The organism is Mucilaginibacter sp. P19 (genome assembly GCF_050632265.1).
GTDB lineage: Bacteria > Bacteroidota > Bacteroidia > Sphingobacteriales > Sphingobacteriaceae > Mucilaginibacter > Mucilaginibacter gossypii.
Genome location: NZ_CP192586.1, coordinates 3020576 through 3038883, shown reverse-complemented (window position 1 = coordinate 3038883; position 18308 = coordinate 3020576). Strand labels below are relative to the sequence as shown.

Here is an 18308-nt window from a genome sequence, read left to right as displayed (position 1 = left end):
TGCTCACCGATATGAGTTTTAAAATCTTGATCATTGAAGATTCCGCGGATATTCGCGAGGGTGTAGTTGAAATACTGGGGCTGGCCGGCTACACCGTATTTTCAGCAAGTAATGGTAAAATGGGATTGGAATTGGCTAAAGTCCAGTTACCTGATTTAATACTTTGCGATGTCATGATGCCGGAAATGGATGGGTATGGTGTGCTGTTTATGCTCGGAAAATCGGCCGACACGGCTAATATCCCTTTCATTTTTCTTACAGCCAAAGCCGAACGGATCGATTTACGTAAAGCCATGGAAATGGGTGCTGACGATTACCTGACCAAACCTTTTGATGACGTCGAATTACTTAATGCAATTGAAAGCAGGTTGAAAAAGAAAAAGCAACAAAAGGAATTTTACAGTAAGGGGTTGGACGAACTCAGCAATATAGTTGCCAGGACTGATGGGTTGAACGAACTAAAGCGTGTTATCCGGGAACGCAAGATCCGTTTTTTAAAAAGAACCAGGTGATTTATTATGAAGGCGACAGAGGAAATGGACTATACGTTGTTCTTAGTGGAAAGATAAAGACCAGTAAACTGGCAGACGATGGGCGCGAATTGATTACTGGTTTACATATAGCGGATCAGTACCTTGGTATTCAGGCATTGCTTGCCGGCGAGGCATATTCAGAAACCGCAAGTGCCCTTGAGGATAGCCAATTGTGCCTCATACCAAAAGAGCAGTTACAGGAAATGTTGAACCTATACCCTGAAGTAACGGATAGTTTTATCAAATTGATGGCAGGCCAGATAAGGGAAAGCGAAGAGCGGTTACTACAACTTGCGTATTACTCTGTCAGAAAAAAGATGGCGGACGCGATTCTAAGGCTTTATCGCCAAAGCGATTCCCCAAATGAAGGCGTCCGGATCTCGCGTGAAGACCTGGCTGCACTTGCAGGTATGGCTACTGAAACAGTGAGCCGTACCCTGTCGGATTTTCGTAACGAGGGCCTGATTGAAAAGAATGGAAGTGTGATAACAGTGCTTGATCTGCAGCGATTGGTTAAAATGAAAAACTGAATTTGTCGAAAAAGACAGGCGTGCAATAGGGACGCTATTCGCAGAATTTCTGCGCTGAATTTATCTGTTTTTACCAATTAAAAATTACCACGGATAACCATACACTTTAATACCAGACAAAATCATCATCAGTACTATTATTGCTATCAAACTGATAGCAATCCAAAAGGTTATTGCAGTGTTTTTGTGATTCGTAACCATAGCTAATGAGTTAGTGTATGTAATTGATAAGATGGAACCTGCACCAGACCTTGCACAGGTAGCTTCAAATAATTGAATGCTTTTTCTAAGTGACTTTCTTGATCTGTTCTCATGCTCCCTGTTAATGAGTAATTAATATGTAAATAAACTATATATCAGCGATGTATGCTGTGATTTCTGTCAGCAAGATCATTGATTCTCGTCATGAATAACAGGGGAGTGGTACTCATAAAAGCTTTATGTATCTCGTTTCGGGTTAAGAATCGACCGACGCTATAGTCGGCTTTGGTGTAATTGATGGTTTAGGGATGACCATTGTCATTTTTGCATAAGCTCCGGTTCAGTAACTTGTATAACCAAATCAAATTACCGGTATGAATGGAATTATTATTTATCAGGGCAAATATGGTGCAACCAGGCAGTATGCGCATTGGCTTGGAGAAACATTGCAGATGCCGGTATCAAAAGTGGAGAATGTAACACCTGCAGTTTTAGCCCTTTATGATACCATTGTTATAGGCAGTTCAGTTTATATCGGCCGGCTGGTACTACGCGATTGGTTAAAGGAAAATGACATCAGGCTAAAGGACAAAAAGCTTTTCATTTTCATTGTTTGCAGCTTCGCAGTTAATGACATAACGCAACAACTGGAGATAATAAAAAATAATCTTGGTACCAAGATCAAAGATGTTGCCGAAATATTTTTCCTGCCCGGCAGGTGTGTCGTTTCCGGACTATCGTGGAAAGACCGGCTTATGCTAAAATTGGGCGCCTGGATTGAAAAAGATCCTGAAAAGAAATCAGTGATGCGTAATGGGTTTGATCATCTTGAGCGGAGCAACCTCAAACCGCTCATCGAAAATATTCACCGTATGGCTGATGACTGACTTTTATAGGTTTGTATGCATAAAGCAAGGTTTGTAAAAGGAGGTATTTATCGATAAAAGTAGCTGCTTATCCCAATATGTACACGTATGCCCAGTTAGCGAAATGTTAATTACATATCGTTCATAACCAATACAGCAGCTCCGCTAATTTGGCCTGATCTGAATTGATTTATCGCCTCATTGGCTTCAAACAAGCGGAATACCTTCGTTTGTGTTAATACTTCGATGTTTTTTAAAATAGAAAAGAAATTCAAACCATCCTGACGGGTTAAATTAGCTACCGACTTAACAGACCGTTCGCCCCAGAGCAAGCTATATGAAAATTCGGGTACATTGCTCATATGGATACCACCACAGATTACCTGGCCTCCTTTGTCTACATCTTTTAAAGCTTTGGGAATAAGTTCCCCTGCGGCAGCGAAAATTATGGCCGCATCCAACACTTCGGGTGGTACGTCGGAACTTCCGCCAACCCAGTGTGCACCCATGGTCTTTGCAAATCGTTGCGCACGCTCGTCCCCATCTCTGGTGAACGCGAATACTTGTTTACCCTGCGCTATAGCTACCTGGATCAAGATATGAGCAGCAGCACCAAATCCATAGAAACCAACATTTTTGGCCGATGGTGCGATCATGCTATAGGAACGAAACCCGATCAAACCTGCACAGAGCAGGGGCGCTGAAGCCGGCTGATTATATCGTTTGTCTAATATAAAACAAAAACGTGCGTCGGCAACCGTATATTCGGAATAACCGCCATCAATAGTGTATCCCGTAAATAAGGGGGCATCACAAAGGTTCTCCATGCCCAACAGGCAAAATTTACAACGCCCACAGGTATGACCGAGCCAGGGAACACCCACTAACTGACCGGAAGAAAGTTCAGTTACTGTACTGCCTGTTTTGACGATGGTTCCGATAATTTCGTGGCCGGGTATCAGCGGAAGCTTTGGTTTATCCAGTTCGCCATCTAATATATGGAGGTCGGTACGACAGATACCACATGCAATTATTTTGATCAGTACCTGATAGTCAGAAGGCTGAGGAATGGGAACCTGGCGATATACCAGTGGCCCGCCGGCTTTTTCAAGCACCATTGCCTGCATGTTACCAGTGTGTTTCATATTAATCTTTTATTACTTTACAATAATCTTAATATCCTGTTTCAGAAAGTTACCTGTTCATTAATATACCATTTGAGAGTAACCGATATATCGCAGATCTCCGGCTCTGTTGCCAGTAGATGGTTAGAGAAAAACATTTCCTCCGGCGAGGCATACCTATGCGTTACATTGCCGGCGCGCCAACAACCATAAAAATAGATTTTCGGCAAGTAAAAAAAGATGATATTATCGGCCTTTGAAAATGATAGTGGTCACTTGTCTTAAAATCAGCAACAATCAGTAATAACATGACCAATATCATTATCCTGGTTGCCGGATGTCATTCATCCGGAATAACGCGCGTTGTAACCTTGTGTTATGAAAAATCAAATCAACATTAAGCACATTAAGAACCTTAACAACGATGTGTTAAGGGGCATCGCGTTCTACACACAGGAGTTGGCTATTTTACAGGAAAGGTTGCAGGAGATTGCCGGCGACAATACGGCCCGCGAAGTACAGGAACAAGTGGAACATTTTCAGAATCAGTTCATCATCCATGAAAAATGCCTTACGGAGCTAAAACAAGACATTCACCGTAATGACCTTGACATAAAAGCAGATCTTTTGCTTTCCGGTACTATGGTTTCTGAAAGTATAGCTGCCGAACATTCCAGAGTTCATGAGCGCTATCTTAACGAAGAAAAAATATTCAACGATTTGCGCCACGAGTTTAACCGGTTTTCTGCGGAGTGGTTGTAATTGATTTAAGGAATAGTGACTACCGGGGTATGTTTCCTGTTGCTGCCACTGTAAAAACCGGTGGCAGCAATTAAACCAGAAAAACAAGCCAGAATTGTTTCTTGAACAAAGCTTAATATGCTGTCCAGCCTCCATCCGCTGTTAGCACGGAGCCATTAATAAAGCTTGATTTTACCGAAGCAAGGAAAAGGGCAACTTCAGCAATTGCTTCGGGAGCCGCAGCACCTGGTGCATTGCCTGTTCCGGCGTTCATCCTTTCAAAGCCAAACGGATTGGGTTCCATGCCAAAAACGATATTGGTATTTACTCCCCCGGTGCTATAGCGTTGCAGCGGATATTTTTATCCGCATATTGATATCCTATGTTTTTAGTTAAACCGATTATTGCATGCTTAGATGCTGTATAAGCGGCACCGGCCCGGCCTCCCTGGAAGCCGCTGATGGATGCAATATTAATAACTGTACCGGAGCCGCTTTCCAGGAAAAGAGGTATAGCTTCACGGCAGGCAAAAAAACAACCGTTCAGGTTTGTTCCTATTACTTTCTCCCATAATTCTGTCTGTTACATCGGTCACCGGAGTAAAATTGTCCATAACGCCGGCATTATTTACCAAAATATCAAGTGTGCCGAAAGTGTTGTGAACATGCTTCATCACCAATTGCACATCGCCCTTTACGGAGATATCTGCAGCGATACATGCTACCATACCGCCATTTGCGCGAATTTCAGCCGCGACGGCTTCAATATTTGATTGATGGATATCGGTAAGCATAACTTTTGCGCCCTGTTCGGCGAAAAGCTTTGCAATGGCTTTTCCAATCCCTGATCCGGCCCCGGTTACAAGGGCCACTTTTTGTGATAGTTGTTTCATAATTGGTTTAACTTACATATACAAAAATCACTTGTAAACAACATGTAGAGAATGATTCCGGTCATTAAAAAATGTGATTAGAGGCGAATTACAAAATTTTAAACATGTTAATAGTCATTTGCCACTATATGCTATTTATGAATTTGCATATTAAAATATATTGCCCAAATGCTTATTGAGATTGCACAGCCTGTTGTTTTCTTTGCGCTTTTTCCTGGCTTTTGAAATAGCCCCTAAAAAGGAAATTGTGCTTGAGCGCTTCCATGTTTTTATTGAATCCATCTGTGCCCTGGCGCAGGTTATACATAGTTGCCCTTAAGTCTTTGGCAAATGCTGAATCTTTTAAAATCATTGGCAGCGAGCCATTCCCGCTGTTTAAATGGCCGTTTACGGTACGCGCCAGGTTATTTAGCTGCCAGGTTAACGAATCGGCGTTATCGCTTGCTTTCCTGATACTCGAAATAGCCGCCTGTAGGTTGCCGGCAGCTATGGTGTCCCTGAGCAAGACCCCCGCCGCTCCTTTTCCATTTTTTATCCCGACAATCAGATCATCTATGCCATTGGTAATTTTGATAGCATTTGCGCTCGCTTTGTTTAAATTTTGCAAAGAGGCAAGTAAGTTGCCGGAGACATTTTTATCGTTCAGCAGGGCCATGAATGTGCTGCCGTTAACCTTCAGGACAGTACCCTTTAACGCTTCTGAGATAACTGCAACGTTATTATTGGTTTTGGACAAGGTCTGCAACATTTCATCGGTACTGATTTTTTTGCGCTATAAGAAGATCATCTTCAGTAACTTGTGCGCTTGGTAAGTTTGAAGGAACTATGTTTACTATTTTATTGCCCATCAGCCCTTCTGTGCCAATTGAGGCGACCGCATTTTTATGAATATAGGATGTGAACTTGTTGTCGATTGATAATGTTACCTCAATTGTAGTATCATTGATCATGTTGATCTTTTTTACCGTACCAGATTGAATTCCGGAGAACTGTACGTTATTGCCAACGGTGAGGCCATTGAGGTTAGAAAACCTCACCCGTATGTTGAAATCGCTACCAAACAGGTTATGATTTTTGCCGATAAGATAGAAGGCAAGTATTAACACAAATAGGCCTGATAGTACGAATGCGCCAAGTTTTATATTGCCTGCTGTTTGGTTTGCCATAATTTATTCGAAAAATTGATGAATATTTGGATCTGTCGAATGTTCGAAATCAGTGTATGTACCTTGTGCATAACAACGACCGTCCAGCAGCAGAGCCACCCGGTCGGCGGTGTTTTTTACACAGTTCATGTCGTGTGTGATGATAATGGATGATGTATGGTATTTATCCTGCAGTTTCAAAATTAATTTATCGATTTCCCGGGCTGTAACCGGATCGAGCCCTGTTGTTGGTTCATCATATAATATCACTTCCGGTTTAAGGATCATGGTCCTGGCAAGAGCGACACGTTTTAGCATGCCGCCGGATAATTCTTCCGGCATCAGATCAACAGTATGCGCCAGCCCTACGTTTTCCAAAGCCTCCATAACCAGGGCTTCCACCTCGTTCTGCGAAGCAGCAATCCAGTGACGGCGTAAAGGAAATTCCAGGTTCTCACGAACGGTCATGGAATCGTACAGTGCGTTGCCCTGGAAAAGAAAGCCAATGCGGGCGCGGACCTGATCGAGTACTTCATGAGACATATCAGGGACATTTTGACCAAAAACTTTGATGTTTCCGCTATCAGGTTTCAATAAACCGATAATGCATTTGATCAGTACTGACTTGCCGGATCCGGATTTGCCAAGCACTACCACATTCTCTTCTTTTTTGACTGATAATGCAAAGTCTTGCAGCACGGTATGATCGCCGAAATGCTTACAAAGTTTCTCTATCACAATCACGTTGTTTTCGGTGGCTGTTTGTGTTTTCATGCTTTAATTTAAACCAAGCAGATCCGTGAGTTGCACAGCCAGCAAGTCGATGAAAAAGATTACTACAGATGATAATACAACAGCTGAGTTTGCCGAACTTCCAACACCTCTGGTACCTTTGCTTGATGTGTAACCTTTATAACAACCAACGATTCCAACAGCAAAACCAAAGAAAAATGTTTTAAAAAATGCAGGAAGTACGTCGCCGAAACTGAGACTTCTAAACACCTGAATAAAAAAAGATAAAAGCTGGTGGCCGACCTGATATTAACGCCTATGTATGCTCCGAACAAGGCGATAGCGTCGCCCAGGACAGTGAGCACGGGTAGCATTAATGTAGTTGCCACGGTACGCGTAGCGACAAGGTACTTGAATGGATTGGTTCCGCTTACCTCCATTGCGTCAATTTGCTCTGTGACTTTCATGGATCCAAGTTCGGCTCCTATACTGCTGGCTATTTTACCTGCAAATATCAGCGCTGTTATAACCGGACCTATCTCCCTAACTATGGCAATGCCTACCATCACCGGAAGTTGAGATTCAACACCATAGGCAACCAGGGATGGCCGCAGCTGCATTGTAAGAACAAGGCCCATAATAAAACCTGTGAGGCCGATAAGCGGCAACGATTTATATCCAATTATATAGCATTGGTTTAATAATTCGCGGACCTCAAAGCGCGGTTTAATTCCGGTAGAGAAAAACTGGCCGGCAAATCCTGCGATATCCCCGGTGTCATTCAAAAAGGCTTTGATATTTTTAGTGAAAGCCATCGTTATATCTGTTTAACTTGATTTGAAAAAATGATCTACGGTAAAATTAATATGGGCCCGAAGAAAAATTTGTGATATCGGACAGCATTTTTTTTGATATCTATACCACTGATAAGTGACGCAAATCATTTTTAAGCCCGACGGAACAACTGTTTAACCAGGATATAAAAGATGGTTTTAACAGGTGTGTCATAGGCAAAAACCGGTTTGTGTTTATCCAAGAGATAGCTCATGGTTCCCTTTCTTATACCGCACTTGGTTGAGACTTGTTCTTGCAGGATTTCAAGGCATCATTAATATTTTCAATACCTTTAATCAATGCGTCCGCGTTAAAAGCGATGCTGTCGATGCCGGTTTCAACCAGTAGCCTGGTGAACGTTTCTGAATCGCTTGCCGCCTGGCCGCACAGGCCTACTTTTTTTCAGTTTATTTGCCTTTTGTATCATCATGACGATCAGTTGTTTGCTCGCGGCGTCCTGTTCGTCAAATAAGCCTGCTATGAGTGCTGAATCCCGATCAATGCCTAATGTTAATTGTGTAAGGTCATTTGAACCAATTGAGAAACCGTCAAATACTTCCGCGAATTCCTCGGCAAGTAATACATTGCTGGGAATTTCTGCCATAACGAAGATCTCAAGGTCATTCAGGCCCCGTTTAAGCCCGCAGGACGACATCAGATCGATGACTTTTTGCCCCTCCTTAACTGTCCGGCAAAAAGGGATCATCAATTTAATATTATTGAAGCCCATTTCATCACGAACCACTTTCATGGCCTCGCATTCAAGCAGGAAGCCGTCGCGGTAATGATCATCATAATACCTGGAGGCCCCCCTGAAGCCAATCATCGGGTTCTCTTCCTTTGGCTCAAAGTACCTTCCGCCAATGAGGCCGGCATATTCATTGGTTTTAAAATCGCTCATCCTCACGATCACATCTTTCGGGTAAAATGCCGCTGCTATCGTGGCAACACCCTGTACAAGTTTATCTACAAAATAAGCTTTTTTATCGGCATAGCCAGCTGTTAGGTGAGCGATTTTTACCCGTTCCTGCTCGTCCAACACCCGGTTAAAGTGTACGAGCGCCATTGGATGTATCCCAATTTGGTTCGCGATAATAAATTCAATTCGCATCAATCCAACACCGTGGTTGGGAAACATCGATAATTTAAAGGCCTGTCCGGGATCGGCTATGATTAGTTGGGCTTTCGGGTGTACCGGCAGGTGGGTTTTGCTTACATCACTGACCGTTTCAGTCCACTCCAGTTTGCCCCTGTAAACCATCCCCGTCTTTCCTTCGGCGCAGCAAATGGTTATCATCTCACCATCTTCAATGTTATAGGTTCCGTTTGTTGTTCCAACTACAGCCACCGCGCCGAGTTCCCGGGCTATAATAGCGGCATGGCTAGTGCGGCCGCCATTATTAGTAACAATTCCCGCTACCTTTTTCAATACGGGGTCCCAATCCGGGCTGGTTGTTTCGGTAACCAGAATTTCGCCTTCTTTAAGCAGGTTAGCCTGGTCAGGAGTTTTGAGCACGCGTGCCCTGCCGGCTGTAATGCCATTGCCTATGGCAGCCCCCATGGTTATAACTTCTCCTTTTTCGGCAATTTTGAAACTTTTTACCTGTATCTTTTTTCTTGATTATGTACAGTTTCGGGACGAGCCTGGATAATATGGAGTTGGTGATCGAACCCGTCCTTAGCCCATTCAAAATCCATAGGCTGACGGTAATGGTCTTCGATGATCAACGCCCAGTTGGCAAGCTTTTCAACTTCCTGATCGCTGAGTACAAATTTTTGCCGGAGTTCCCAGGGCGTATCCTGATTTATTGTTGGATTGGTTGCATCGTCGGTAGTTGCGCAAACCATGGTTTTGTTTTTGCTGCCAAGGTTTTTTTGGATAATGCACCTTAAATTTTTTTAAGAGTTGGTTTAAACACCAGGAATTCATCAGGCGTAACAGTACCTTGTACGATATTTTCCCCTAATCCCCACACACCCGAAATATGTATAATATCCTTGAACCCACTTTCTGGTTCCAAAGTAAACCCGATACCGGAACACCCCATATCAGATCGCACCATTTTCTGGACTGCAACTGAAAGATAAACTTTCTCATGATCAAAATTTTTATCTTCCCGATATTTAATAGCCCGATCTGTATAAAGTGATGCAAAGCATTGCTTTACGGCAGTTAATAAAGCACTATGGCCTTTAATATTCAGGAAGGATTCGTGCTGTCCTGCAAAACTTGCCCCTGGCAAATCTTCTGCTGTGGCACTGCTTCGCACCGCCACAGTCGGTTCTGCATTTTCAAAAATATAATCGTAGGCGTCTATGATTGCCATTTGCAGGTCATTCGGCATAACGGCGTCCATGATCAGTTTTCGGGCTCTGGCGCCGCTTATCGTTAAGTTAGAGAAGTTCTGCCGGTCTAAACCGGTCATCAAATCAATAAGCTTTTTTCGAGCCGGTTGAACCCGATGAAATAACGAAAAGCTGCTACAGTTACAGCGAAGCCGTTTGGCGTATTTATTCCATTGTTGGTTAGTTGATTGTAAATTTCCCCCAATGAAGCTGTTTTTCCACCAACATCACCAATATCACCTATGGTGATTTCACTAAACTTTCTGATAAAATGTTCCATGTTACTGTTATTAAGCCGGCCGAAGAGCGTCCGGTTGTCAAAATCGCCGGTGTTGCCGACAGAAAATTTTTAGTCTACTTTAATTTCTTTCTTTGCCGCCTGGTTTCTGCCGCTTTTTTTAAGTTCGATTTCCAAAAGGCCATTGTGATAATTGGCATTCACCCCGTCTTCCTCAACATTGTCTGGCAGCTTAAATGTGCGACGGAAGGAAGCAAATGAAAATTCTTTACGTGTATAACTATCAATCTCTTCCTTTTCTTCTTTATTGGTTTCCGCACTGATGGTCAGTAAGCCGTCTTCGGTAATGATTTTGAAATCATTTTTTTTAAAGCCCGGAACAGCGACGTCAAGCTTATAATGATTTTTGGTTTCACGGATATTTACAGCCGGGAGAAATTCTCCGCCGCTGGAAGTTTTATCAAAAAAACGGTCTGGACTCCAAAAATTCTCCATCATTGATTTCCATGATGGAACGCGATGTGATTTTATTAAGGCTGTCATAAATTTGTTTGTTGAATGATTGGTTATCCAAATTTCGCCATGGGAGACATTAAGTATAATGACCACTGTCACGCTTTGGTGTGATTCATGTCAGTTTGGCGGTTTCTTTATCGCAATACCTTTATGGTAACAAGTAATAAGCTATGAATGAATCTTTTAATGGCATGGAATCGGCAATAGAAACCGGGCCTGCAATACAAAATGTTTACCTGCAATCATTAGGTGCAGCAGGTACTGTAACCGGATCCAAGCATCTGCTGCTTACCCCCGGGGGGAACGTTATGATCGATTGCGGCCTGTTTCAAGGGATAAAGGCTTTGCGGGAAAAAACTGGGAAAGCCTGCCTGTTAACCTGGCTGATATTAGTGCACTGATACTGACCCACGCACACCTCGATCACTGTGGCTATATCCCTTTACTGGTACGGAACGGGTATCGTAACAAGATTTACATGAGCCAGCCGACCAGGGACCTTGTAGAGCTTATTTTGCGCGACTGCGCCAAACTACAGGAAGAAGATGCCCAAAAGGCTAATAAATACGGTTACTCCAGGCATCATCCGGCAAAGGCCCTGTACACTGTGAAAGATGTTGAGGCTGCGTTGCCCTATTTTGAAGTTTGTGAAATACACAAAACAATCAGCCTGGCTAAACAACTAAGTTTTAGTTTGTACCCATGTGGGCACATCGCGGGTGCTTGTTCGGTCAAAATAAGTTGCTTTGAGAAGACAATTGTATTTTCCGGGGATATCGGGCGTGACCAGTCAGAGCTATTACCTGGCCCCGAGCTATTAGGGCAAGCCGATTTTGTAGTCATGGAGTCTACTTACGGCGATCGCCTACACTCTAAAAATGATACTTCACAGGATTTAGCGGGTGCTATTAATGATACTGTTTTTAATAAGGGGAATGTACTGATCCCATGTTTTGCAGTTGGCCGGGCCCTGGAAGTGATGCACCTGATTTATCGCTTAAAACAACATAATCTGATTCCGTCATCCATTCCGGTATACCTTGATAGCCCGATGGCCGCAGTTGCCGGAAAGACCCTGGTACACTTTCCCGAATGGTTTACTATTGATGAAAAAGAATGTGCCGACATGTTTAACAGTGTAACTATCAACAAGGATTATAAGGATACCGAAAAGATCATTAAAAGGGCAGGGCCTAAGATCGTTCTTGCGGCAAGTGGAATGCTAACCGGAGGCCGTGTGCTGGAATATTTGAAGCGTTATCTGGGCGATGAGCGTAACACTATACTCCTGATTGGTTTCCAGGCCGAGGGCACACGGGGAAGGGCGTTGCTTAACCATATCCACGAATTGAAAATTCATGGTCAATATTACCCGGTGGTGGCGAAGGTACAGGAGATAGAAGGTTTGTCCGCTCACGCCGATCAGTCCGAATTGATTACCTGGTTAAAGCAGTTTCACAATTCGGTATCCGAGGTTTACCTGGTACACGGCGAACCATGCGCACAAGACACTCTTCGGGTTAAGATCCAGGATGAGTTGAAACTAACAGTAAAGATTATGAAGCCTTACCATAAGGAACTTTTATTCACTTTAAATCAACAGTTGTAATGTGATCCGTGGTACTGTGTAATATCCTGGTTTTGAATGCAACAATACTGTTAATCGGTGCCTGGTGCTGTAAATTGACTGTATTGGTTAATTTAATGATAAGCGTCATTTTTCTTTAGCCGGTATTTATCAATATTTGGATACTGGTTACTTTCTAAGCCATTTAAAGCAGGGTTGTTAAATTGCAATGTTACGCGAACTTATTAAGTGCGGATCATGGAAAAGCTCACATTTAATTTTTGTCATCCCGTAAAAGGTCTCCTCAGGCTTTTGAATAAACTTTATCCGGCAGAAATACGCGTAGTACCAATTGATGACCAGCACGGGGGCTTAATTGAAATTTCGGTAACAGGTCTCTGCAGCGGTAAATGGAAGGCAATGCTTGAGTGGGAACATGATGGCATGAATTATTATTATGAACAAGAATTTGAGATACCCGAAGTAAATTGAGTTTTAAATACCTATAATCCCCATTATAATTCTGGTGAAAATAATTGATTACCGACAATCAATCCCAAGCTCCTTATAATCACTTATTAAAGTATGGGTAAATGAAAAAAATCGGACCGTGTGCCTAAAATCTTTTCGAGGTCACCTTTATCTATTTCTTCCTTAGTTAACAATAGGGTTGCTAACTGGTCCAATAAAGGCTTCTTTTTGGCAAGAATTCCTTTCGCGTTCTGATAGGCCTGTGCCAGCAATCCTATTATTTCATCGTCAATAATTTTGCTGGTAGATTCGCTGAAGGGTTTTTGTATTGCCAGATCGGTTTGACCGGTTGAATCGTAATAACTGACGTTTCCAAGCTTTTCGGCAAAACCATAATACATGACCATTGATCTTGCTTCTTTGGTCGCTTTTTCCAAATCATCCAACGCCCCGGACGATATTTCGCCAAAAGTAAGTTCTTCTGCCGCCCTGCCTGCCAGGGTAGCACATAGATGTTCCACGAAAGCAGTTTTGTTACGCAGTTGCCTCTCTTCTGGCAAGTATAATGCCGCGCCTAAAGATTTCCCGCGGGGAATGATCGATACCTTAACCAATGGTTCCACATTTTCCAACAACCAACTCGCAACTGCATGGCCGGCCTCATGATAAGCGATTACTTTCTTTTCGGCCGGCGTAATGATTTTGCTTTTCTTTTCAAGCCCTGCAATTATACGGTAAATGGCTTCTGAAAAATCGGCATTTTGTATACTGTCGGCTTTTCTCCGAGCAGCAATTAATGCTGCCTCATTACAGATATTTGCAATATCTGCGCCTGAAAAGCCCGGCGTTTGGGCCGCGAGCATAGGGATGTCAATGGTATCGGCCATGGTTAACCGCTTGGTGTGCACTTTGAAGATAGCTACTCGTTCCGTTAAATTGGGTAACTCAAGGTAAATATGACGATCAAATCTTCCTGCCCTAATTAAGGCTGGGTCCAGCATATCAGCCCGGTTGGTTGCCGCCAACACAATAACCCCAGCATTGGTAGCAAAACCATCCATCTCGGTCAATAGCTGGTTTAATGTGCTTTCACGTCTCGTCATTGACACCGCCTAAATAAGCACCTTTGCCTCTTGAACGCCCGATTGCGTCAATTTCATCAATAAAAATGATACAGGGTGCCTTTTCTTTGGCTTGTTGAAACATATCGCGCACCCGGGAAGCACCAACACCAACAAACATTTCAACAAAGGCAGCTCCGGAGATTGAAAAGAACGGCACCTGCGCTTCGCCGGCCACTGCTTTTGCAAGCATTGTTTTACCTGTTCCTGGTGGGCCTACTAAAATTACACCTTTAGGTATCTTTGCCCCGAGTTTGGTGAATACGTCAGGCGTCTTTAGAAAGTCGACAATTTCACTTACTTCTACCTTGGCTTCTTCCAGCCCGGCAACGTCGGCGAAGGTGACAGTGCTGTTTTGTTTTTCAATCAATGTAGCCCTTGATTTTCCGAAGCTAAAAATCGAAGATCCCCCGGGCGCTCCGGTACCCGCCATACGCCTCATGATGAAATTCCAAATAAGAAACATCAGAATGAAAGGTACAGTCCAACCGAGGATATTAACGAACCAGTTGCTTTTGTTAATGTACCTTACCGAAACCCTTTCACTTAAGGGAAAACCTTGCTCCGCTTTATCGAGATTAAGTTCAAAAGATTCAACTGATCCTATTGTAAAAGTGTAATGTGGCCCGTAGTTCAGGCCCTTGCCAACAACTGGTTTAAATGCGGCTTTGAAAGCGGTATCGCCTGCAAATGAACTTTTGATGTATACGTTAACATGCTCTTTATTGATCACCTCTAACTTTTCAACAGCTTTTCGGCTTAGCATATCTTTTGAAAATTGCTGCCACGTGATCTCTTTGACATTATCTCCAGACAAGAATGGGGAAAGAATCAAATACAGCAAAATGATCACATATACCCAAGCCCAACTGAATGTTGGTTTATATTTTTTTAGTGTTTTTATTTGCTGGAGGCATCGCTTTTTTCATAAAATAAAGATGGGTTGAAGCGTACAAACCTGAAATGACGGTTGTTTGCCGAAAATGTGACTTGTGTCGTGATGAAGTGTGACAAAACTCCAATAGTTTGGAGCAAAAGAAAATTAAAGAAACCAGTATTGCTCCCCGAGTTTATTCATGGGTAGGGCCACTTGAACAGGTTGCATATAACGCAGGTGGCGTCATGCTCCGCTTGGCCTGGGATGGATAGCTGAACTATCCTTTTAGCTAAGTTCAGATAACCATCTTTTTTTCAGAAGTATATTATAATATAAACGGGGGAGATCTGGCACAGTAACCCGGCTTCGTGGCTTGTTATTTTTTCAATAGCTCAATCGCCCGGGCCTGCTCGTCTTTTTCGCACATGGGATATTCTTTTTTAACTGATGTTGATAGTTACTAAATGTCTCCGGCTTTTTCAGGTCGCACTTTTCTTGATTTTTCATACGATAAATTTTGGCAGCACTCTTTGGTCAATAAATGACCAGAGGCATGGTAGCAGCTAATAGATGGTACTTCGGCGGCCTGATAGTAGCCAGGTTAAGGAAACTCAGAAAGATAATGTTTAGGGGGCTTATCTCATTGATGATGAACATCATATCAGTTCATGATCGCCATCATGGTGATAGCTGCCGGCTATTCGGTTCTTTGTTGTAGTTAATTACATTCAAAAATCATGAGAACAGACAATCAAATCCAAAAAGATGTAATGGATGAATTGAAATGGCAGCCATTTCTAAATTCATCTGAAATTGGCGTTGCTGTAAAGAATGGCATTGTGACATTATCAGGCAATGTAGATTCCTTTTCCAAAAAGCTAACTGCCGAGCGGGCGGCCAAAAAAGTTGCCGGTGTCAAGGCTATCGCTGAAGATATTCATATTGGTGTGTCGCCAGCCTACTGGAGAACAGACGCGGAAATTGCTGAGGCAGTACTAAATGCACTTAAATGGCACTCGGTAGTACCTGACGATAAGATAAAAATTAAGGTAGAAGATGGTGACGTTACCCTGGAAGGTGAACTTGAGTGGGAATACCAGCGTGTTAATGCCCAGACGGCGATTCAATACCTTTCAGGAGTACGTTCGGTGTTCAACCGGATCACCATTAAACCGAAATTAACCCCATTGGAGTTGGAAAAAAGATTGCAGATGCTTTCCGCAGGAATGCAACTGTCGACGCCAGCAAAGTAACTGTGGATACAATCGGAAACAAAGTTGTCCTGACCGGGAAGGTACGTTCCCTTACCGAAAGTGAAGATGCCGAAGATGTTGCGTGGGAAGCTCCCGGTGTACGCCATGTAGAAAATAAGCTGACTATTGAAGAACCGGAATTTGTCTATTAATTCATTAAAAACAAAACAACATGAAAACGTTCAAATCCATGCTTATGCTAACCGCGCTGATAGTCGGTTTTGCTCTATGCTCATCGGCTCAGGTAATTTTACCTGAAGTGCGGATCGTTGCTTCAACTTACAAATATTTAAATGCTACGGATAACCGTGAAATGTCGCAACCAGTTAGGATGCTCGAATTTAAAGCTGCCAGTTACGATGTGAAAAAATCAGAATTTTATGATGATGACTATGATGGGTATTATATCTCATTTTATATACCTGACGGGAAAATACTCGCGGCTTATGATAAAGATGGCAAACTCCTTAGAACAGCCGAAAAGTTTAAAAATACAAAATTGCCCGAGGCAATCAGGACTGCTGTTTCGCAACGCTTTCCAAACTGGCGTATTTCGCAGGATGTTTACCAGGTTAATTATTTTGATCATAAGGATAAGGCTGATAAAACCTTCAAGCTCCTGCTGGAAAACGGCGATAAACGCATGAAAGTAAAACTCAACGAAAAGGGAGAATTTCGCTAAGTAACTTACCTCAATACCTTGCATCCCTGTCACAATAAGGGAAGCTCTGGCAGTCAAAGACGGAAGCTTCCCTTTAAACAAACGGTTATGAAAAAGATTATGCTCGCGTTAAACGCAGAAAAGCCGGACCCACAATCTGTGGCATTCGGTGTTTATTTGGCCCGGTTAACAGGATCTCAGCTTTGCGGAATATTCTTGGAAGATCAGACCCCTACGCACGAGGCTGGTGTTAAATTCGCCTACGGCAGTGTTTATGTAGAAACCATAGATGCAGATGAAGAACCAATAAAGGCTTTTAAGGAGAAAGCTGCTCAATTGAACATACGCGTGTTCAAAGAAGCCTGCGAAGCCCAGGGTATCAATTGCAGGGTCCATCGTGATCAGGGTGTCCCGCAAACAGAATTGATCAATGAAAGCCGATATGCGGATGTCCTGGTTTCAGGGCCTGTATTGTTCGCTTCGTCCGCTCTCGAAATGCCGGCTGGCTTTGTAAAAACATTGCTGGCCAAGTCAGAATGCCCGGTAATTATAGCACCACACCATACCCATCCAATCAATAAGATCCTTTTTGCTTTTAACGGCAGCGCTTCGGCTTTATTCGCAATCAAGCAGTTCACCTATCTGTTTCCGGAGTTGAAGGACACGGAGCTGGTGGTAATGCAGGTTGACGAAGATGCTGTATTCAATGAAGAGCAAAAAGAAAAACTTTATGAATACCTACGCGTACATTATAGGCTGATCAACTTTAAAGATTTACGGGGAAAACCAAAGGATGAGTTATTTGATTATTCCCTTAGAGAGAACAATGCATGCCTGGTTATGGGAGCGTATGGGCGTAACTGGCTGTCTAAATTTTTTAAAGATAGTACAGCAGAGTTGATTATTAAATTGAATAATCTTCCTGTATTTATTACCCATTGGTAACGCCGAAACAAGTTGATTGGTTTGAAAAAGTTTAAGTGAGCTGTTGAGTAAATTATCTTTACGCAATTGAAGCTGCTACACAAGCTATACACCCAAAGTGTGGAAAAGCTATCCGGATAAAACCTCAACTAAATAACAGCCATGACCATGAAAACAAAATATTTAACTCAAATTGCCCAAAAGTCGCCCAACTGGTTGCGCGGCAATTGGCCGCTTATTCTTTTGCTCTCATTTGTATTACTTATCATTATAGGAATGGCTGTGTTTCTCTTTTTTTCCTGACAAATTGATAAAACGATCGGCGAATGCCGATCGGCCATGAGAAGCACACATTCAATTAACGGCACCTTTTGTTAATTTGTAAGTTCGTAATTTTTTAATGCTTATTTACTATTAGTTTTTGTTTAAAACTTTTGGGAATTTTTTTAACTTTATTAAACAATCGCAAAATATCTTATACCCAAATCTCTCGTATTATGAACGAGTTAAATACTTTATCTCTTGAAAATGAAGCGGGGTTTAAAGCTTTATTTCAGTACACTACAGTTGGGGTTTTGGTGATAAGTGAAGGGGGGAGGATCGAGTTATCTAACCCATGTGCATAAAAATTGTTCGGCTATGATAAATCCGAGCTTGAAGGGCAATTGGTAGAATTATTTTTGTAAAACAATACGTAGAGTTATTGAACGGTCACATCAGTTTTATCAGCAACGCT

General features: G+C 42.6%; 23 protein-coding genes and 2 pseudogenes. 11 read left to right on the top strand and 14 right to left on the bottom strand.

The window, feature by feature from the left end; translation table 11 throughout:
* Window positions 1-11 precede the first annotated feature (11 nt).
* From ACQ86K_RS14805 to ACQ86K_RS14795, 3 genes are all read left to right on the top strand, one after another.
* Window positions 12-512: a response regulator transcription factor gene (locus tag ACQ86K_RS14805; protein ID WP_431200633.1), complete on the top strand. Its 501-nt coding sequence runs from the start codon at window positions 12-14 to the stop codon at window positions 510-512.
* Complete coding sequence (locus tag ACQ86K_RS14800) at window positions 509-1063, top strand: Crp/Fnr family transcriptional regulator (protein ID WP_431200632.1); 555 nt, start codon at window positions 509-511, stop codon at window positions 1061-1063. The genes ACQ86K_RS14805 and ACQ86K_RS14800 overlap by 4 nt, the downstream gene beginning before the upstream one ends.
* A 575-nt stretch (window positions 1064-1638) precedes the next feature.
* Window positions 1639-2151 carry a flavodoxin domain-containing protein gene (locus ACQ86K_RS14795; RefSeq protein ID WP_091164168.1) on the top strand — a complete coding sequence of 171 codons (513 nt, stop codon included), beginning with the start codon at window positions 1639-1641 and terminating at the stop codon, window positions 2149-2151.
* A 110-nt stretch (window positions 2152-2261) separates the two neighbouring features.
* Here ACQ86K_RS14795 and ACQ86K_RS14790 read toward each other — a convergent pair whose 3' ends face one another.
* The gene (locus ACQ86K_RS14790) at window positions 2262-3275 is read right to left on the bottom strand and encodes a zinc-dependent alcohol dehydrogenase family protein (protein ID WP_208102480.1); all 1014 of its coding nucleotides are present in this window, start codon (window positions 3273-3275) and stop codon (window positions 2262-2264) included.
* 357 nt (window positions 3276-3632) lie between these two features.
* On the opposite strand from ACQ86K_RS14790, the gene ACQ86K_RS14785 reads away from it, so the two are divergent.
* Window positions 3633-4016 (top strand): hypothetical protein, encoded by a 384-nt coding sequence (locus tag ACQ86K_RS14785; RefSeq protein WP_112653711.1) that lies wholly within the window; start codon window positions 3633-3635, stop codon window positions 4014-4016.
* A 112-nt stretch (window positions 4017-4128) separates the two neighbouring features.
* Here the strand turns inward: ACQ86K_RS14785 and ACQ86K_RS14780 are convergent, their stop codons facing one another.
* From ACQ86K_RS14780 to ACQ86K_RS14730, 11 genes and pseudogenes are all read right to left on the bottom strand, one after another.
* Window positions 4129-4299 carry an SDR family oxidoreductase gene (locus ACQ86K_RS14780; protein WP_431200631.1) on the bottom strand — a complete coding sequence of 57 codons (171 nt, stop codon included), beginning with the start codon at window positions 4297-4299 and terminating at the stop codon, window positions 4129-4131.
* 20 nt (window positions 4300-4319) lie between these two features.
* Entirely contained in the window at window positions 4320-4541 is a 222-nt protein-coding gene (locus tag ACQ86K_RS14775; RefSeq protein ID WP_431200857.1) for an SDR family NAD(P)-dependent oxidoreductase, read from the bottom strand.
* Entirely contained in the window at window positions 4513-4887 is a 375-nt protein-coding gene (locus ACQ86K_RS14770) for an SDR family NAD(P)-dependent oxidoreductase (RefSeq protein ID WP_431200630.1), read from the bottom strand. The genes ACQ86K_RS14775 and ACQ86K_RS14770 overlap by 29 nt, the downstream gene beginning before the upstream one ends.
* Window positions 4888-5059: 172 nt before the next feature.
* The gene (locus ACQ86K_RS14765; RefSeq protein ID WP_431200629.1) at window positions 5060-5635 is read right to left on the bottom strand and encodes a hypothetical protein; all 576 of its coding nucleotides are present in this window, start codon (window positions 5633-5635) and stop codon (window positions 5060-5062) included.
* A 1-nt stretch (window position 5636) separates the two neighbouring features.
* Window positions 5637-6053, bottom strand: coding sequence for an MlaD family protein (locus ACQ86K_RS14760; RefSeq protein ID WP_431200628.1), 417 nt, complete (start codon window positions 6051-6053; stop codon window positions 5637-5639).
* A 3-nt stretch (window positions 6054-6056) separates the two neighbouring features.
* Window positions 6057-6806 carry an ABC transporter ATP-binding protein gene (locus ACQ86K_RS14755; protein WP_091164175.1) on the bottom strand — a complete coding sequence of 250 codons (750 nt, stop codon included), beginning with the start codon at window positions 6804-6806 and terminating at the stop codon, window positions 6057-6059.
* A 3-nt stretch (window positions 6807-6809) separates the two neighbouring features.
* Window positions 6810-7579: pseudogene (locus tag ACQ86K_RS14750) on the bottom strand (MlaE family ABC transporter permease).
* A 356-nt stretch (window positions 7580-7935) separates the two neighbouring features.
* Window positions 7936-9159, bottom strand: coding sequence for a putative PEP-binding protein (locus ACQ86K_RS14745; RefSeq protein WP_431200627.1), 1224 nt, complete (start codon window positions 9157-9159; stop codon window positions 7936-7938).
* 38 nt (window positions 9160-9197) lie between these two features.
* On the bottom strand, window positions 9198-9446 hold the full coding sequence (locus ACQ86K_RS14740) for a PEP/pyruvate-binding domain-containing protein (protein WP_431200626.1): 249 nt from the start codon (window positions 9444-9446) through the stop codon (window positions 9198-9200).
* 41 nt (window positions 9447-9487) lie between these two features.
* A pseudogene (locus ACQ86K_RS14735) lies at window positions 9488-10224 on the bottom strand (PEP/pyruvate-binding domain-containing protein).
* 69 nt (window positions 10225-10293) lie between these two features.
* Entirely contained in the window at window positions 10294-10791 is a 498-nt protein-coding gene (locus ACQ86K_RS14730) for an Hsp20/alpha crystallin family protein (protein ID WP_431200625.1), read from the bottom strand.
* 77 nt (window positions 10792-10868) lie between these two features.
* Here ACQ86K_RS14730 and ACQ86K_RS14725 point away from each other — a divergent pair, with 77 nt between their 5' ends.
* The 3 genes from ACQ86K_RS14725 to ACQ86K_RS14715 all read left to right on the top strand — a co-directional run bounded on the left by ACQ86K_RS14725 (window position 10869) and on the right by ACQ86K_RS14715 (window position 12757).
* The gene (locus ACQ86K_RS14725) at window positions 10869-11099 is read left to right on the top strand and encodes a hypothetical protein (RefSeq protein WP_431200993.1); all 231 of its coding nucleotides are present in this window, start codon (window positions 10869-10871) and stop codon (window positions 11097-11099) included.
* Window positions 11015-12307 carry an MBL fold metallo-hydrolase RNA specificity domain-containing protein gene (locus ACQ86K_RS14720; protein ID WP_431200624.1) on the top strand — a complete coding sequence of 431 codons (1293 nt, stop codon included), beginning with the start codon at window positions 11015-11017 and terminating at the stop codon, window positions 12305-12307. Before ACQ86K_RS14725 ends, ACQ86K_RS14720 begins: the two co-directional genes overlap by 85 nt.
* A gap of 216 nt (window positions 12308-12523) precedes the next feature.
* A complete protein-coding gene (locus tag ACQ86K_RS14715; RefSeq protein ID WP_091164184.1) occupies window positions 12524-12757 on the top strand; it encodes a hypothetical protein in 234 nt (77 codons plus the stop codon).
* Between the two features lie 86 nt (window positions 12758-12843).
* Here ACQ86K_RS14715 and ACQ86K_RS14710 read toward each other — a convergent pair whose 3' ends face one another.
* The gene (locus tag ACQ86K_RS14710) at window positions 12844-13839 is read right to left on the bottom strand and encodes an AAA family ATPase (RefSeq protein WP_431200623.1); all 996 of its coding nucleotides are present in this window, start codon (window positions 13837-13839) and stop codon (window positions 12844-12846) included.
* Window positions 13826-14761, bottom strand: a complete 936-nt coding sequence (locus ACQ86K_RS14705) for an ATP-dependent metallopeptidase FtsH/Yme1/Tma family protein (protein ID WP_431200856.1) — start codon at window positions 14759-14761, stop codon at window positions 13826-13828. The genes ACQ86K_RS14710 and ACQ86K_RS14705 overlap by 14 nt, the downstream gene beginning before the upstream one ends.
* A gap of 710 nt (window positions 14762-15471) precedes the next feature.
* Between ACQ86K_RS14705 and ACQ86K_RS14700 the strand changes: the two genes are divergently transcribed.
* The 4 genes from ACQ86K_RS14700 to ACQ86K_RS14685 all read left to right on the top strand — a co-directional run bounded on the left by ACQ86K_RS14700 (window position 15472) and on the right by ACQ86K_RS14685 (window position 17593).
* The gene (locus tag ACQ86K_RS14700; protein ID WP_431200622.1) at window positions 15472-15987 is read left to right on the top strand and encodes a BON domain-containing protein; all 516 of its coding nucleotides are present in this window, start codon (window positions 15472-15474) and stop codon (window positions 15985-15987) included.
* A gap of 2 nt (window positions 15988-15989) precedes the next feature.
* Window positions 15990-16139, top strand: a complete 150-nt coding sequence (locus ACQ86K_RS14695) for a BON domain-containing protein (protein ID WP_431200621.1) — start codon at window positions 15990-15992, stop codon at window positions 16137-16139.
* A gap of 20 nt (window positions 16140-16159) precedes the next feature.
* Window positions 16160-16669: a nicotinate-nucleotide adenylyltransferase gene (locus ACQ86K_RS14690; protein WP_091164189.1), complete on the top strand. Its 510-nt coding sequence runs from the start codon at window positions 16160-16162 to the stop codon at window positions 16667-16669.
* Between the two features lie 87 nt (window positions 16670-16756).
* Entirely contained in the window at window positions 16757-17593 is an 837-nt protein-coding gene (locus ACQ86K_RS14685) for a universal stress protein (RefSeq protein WP_091164192.1), read from the top strand.
* Window positions 17594-18308: the final 715 nt, after the last annotated feature.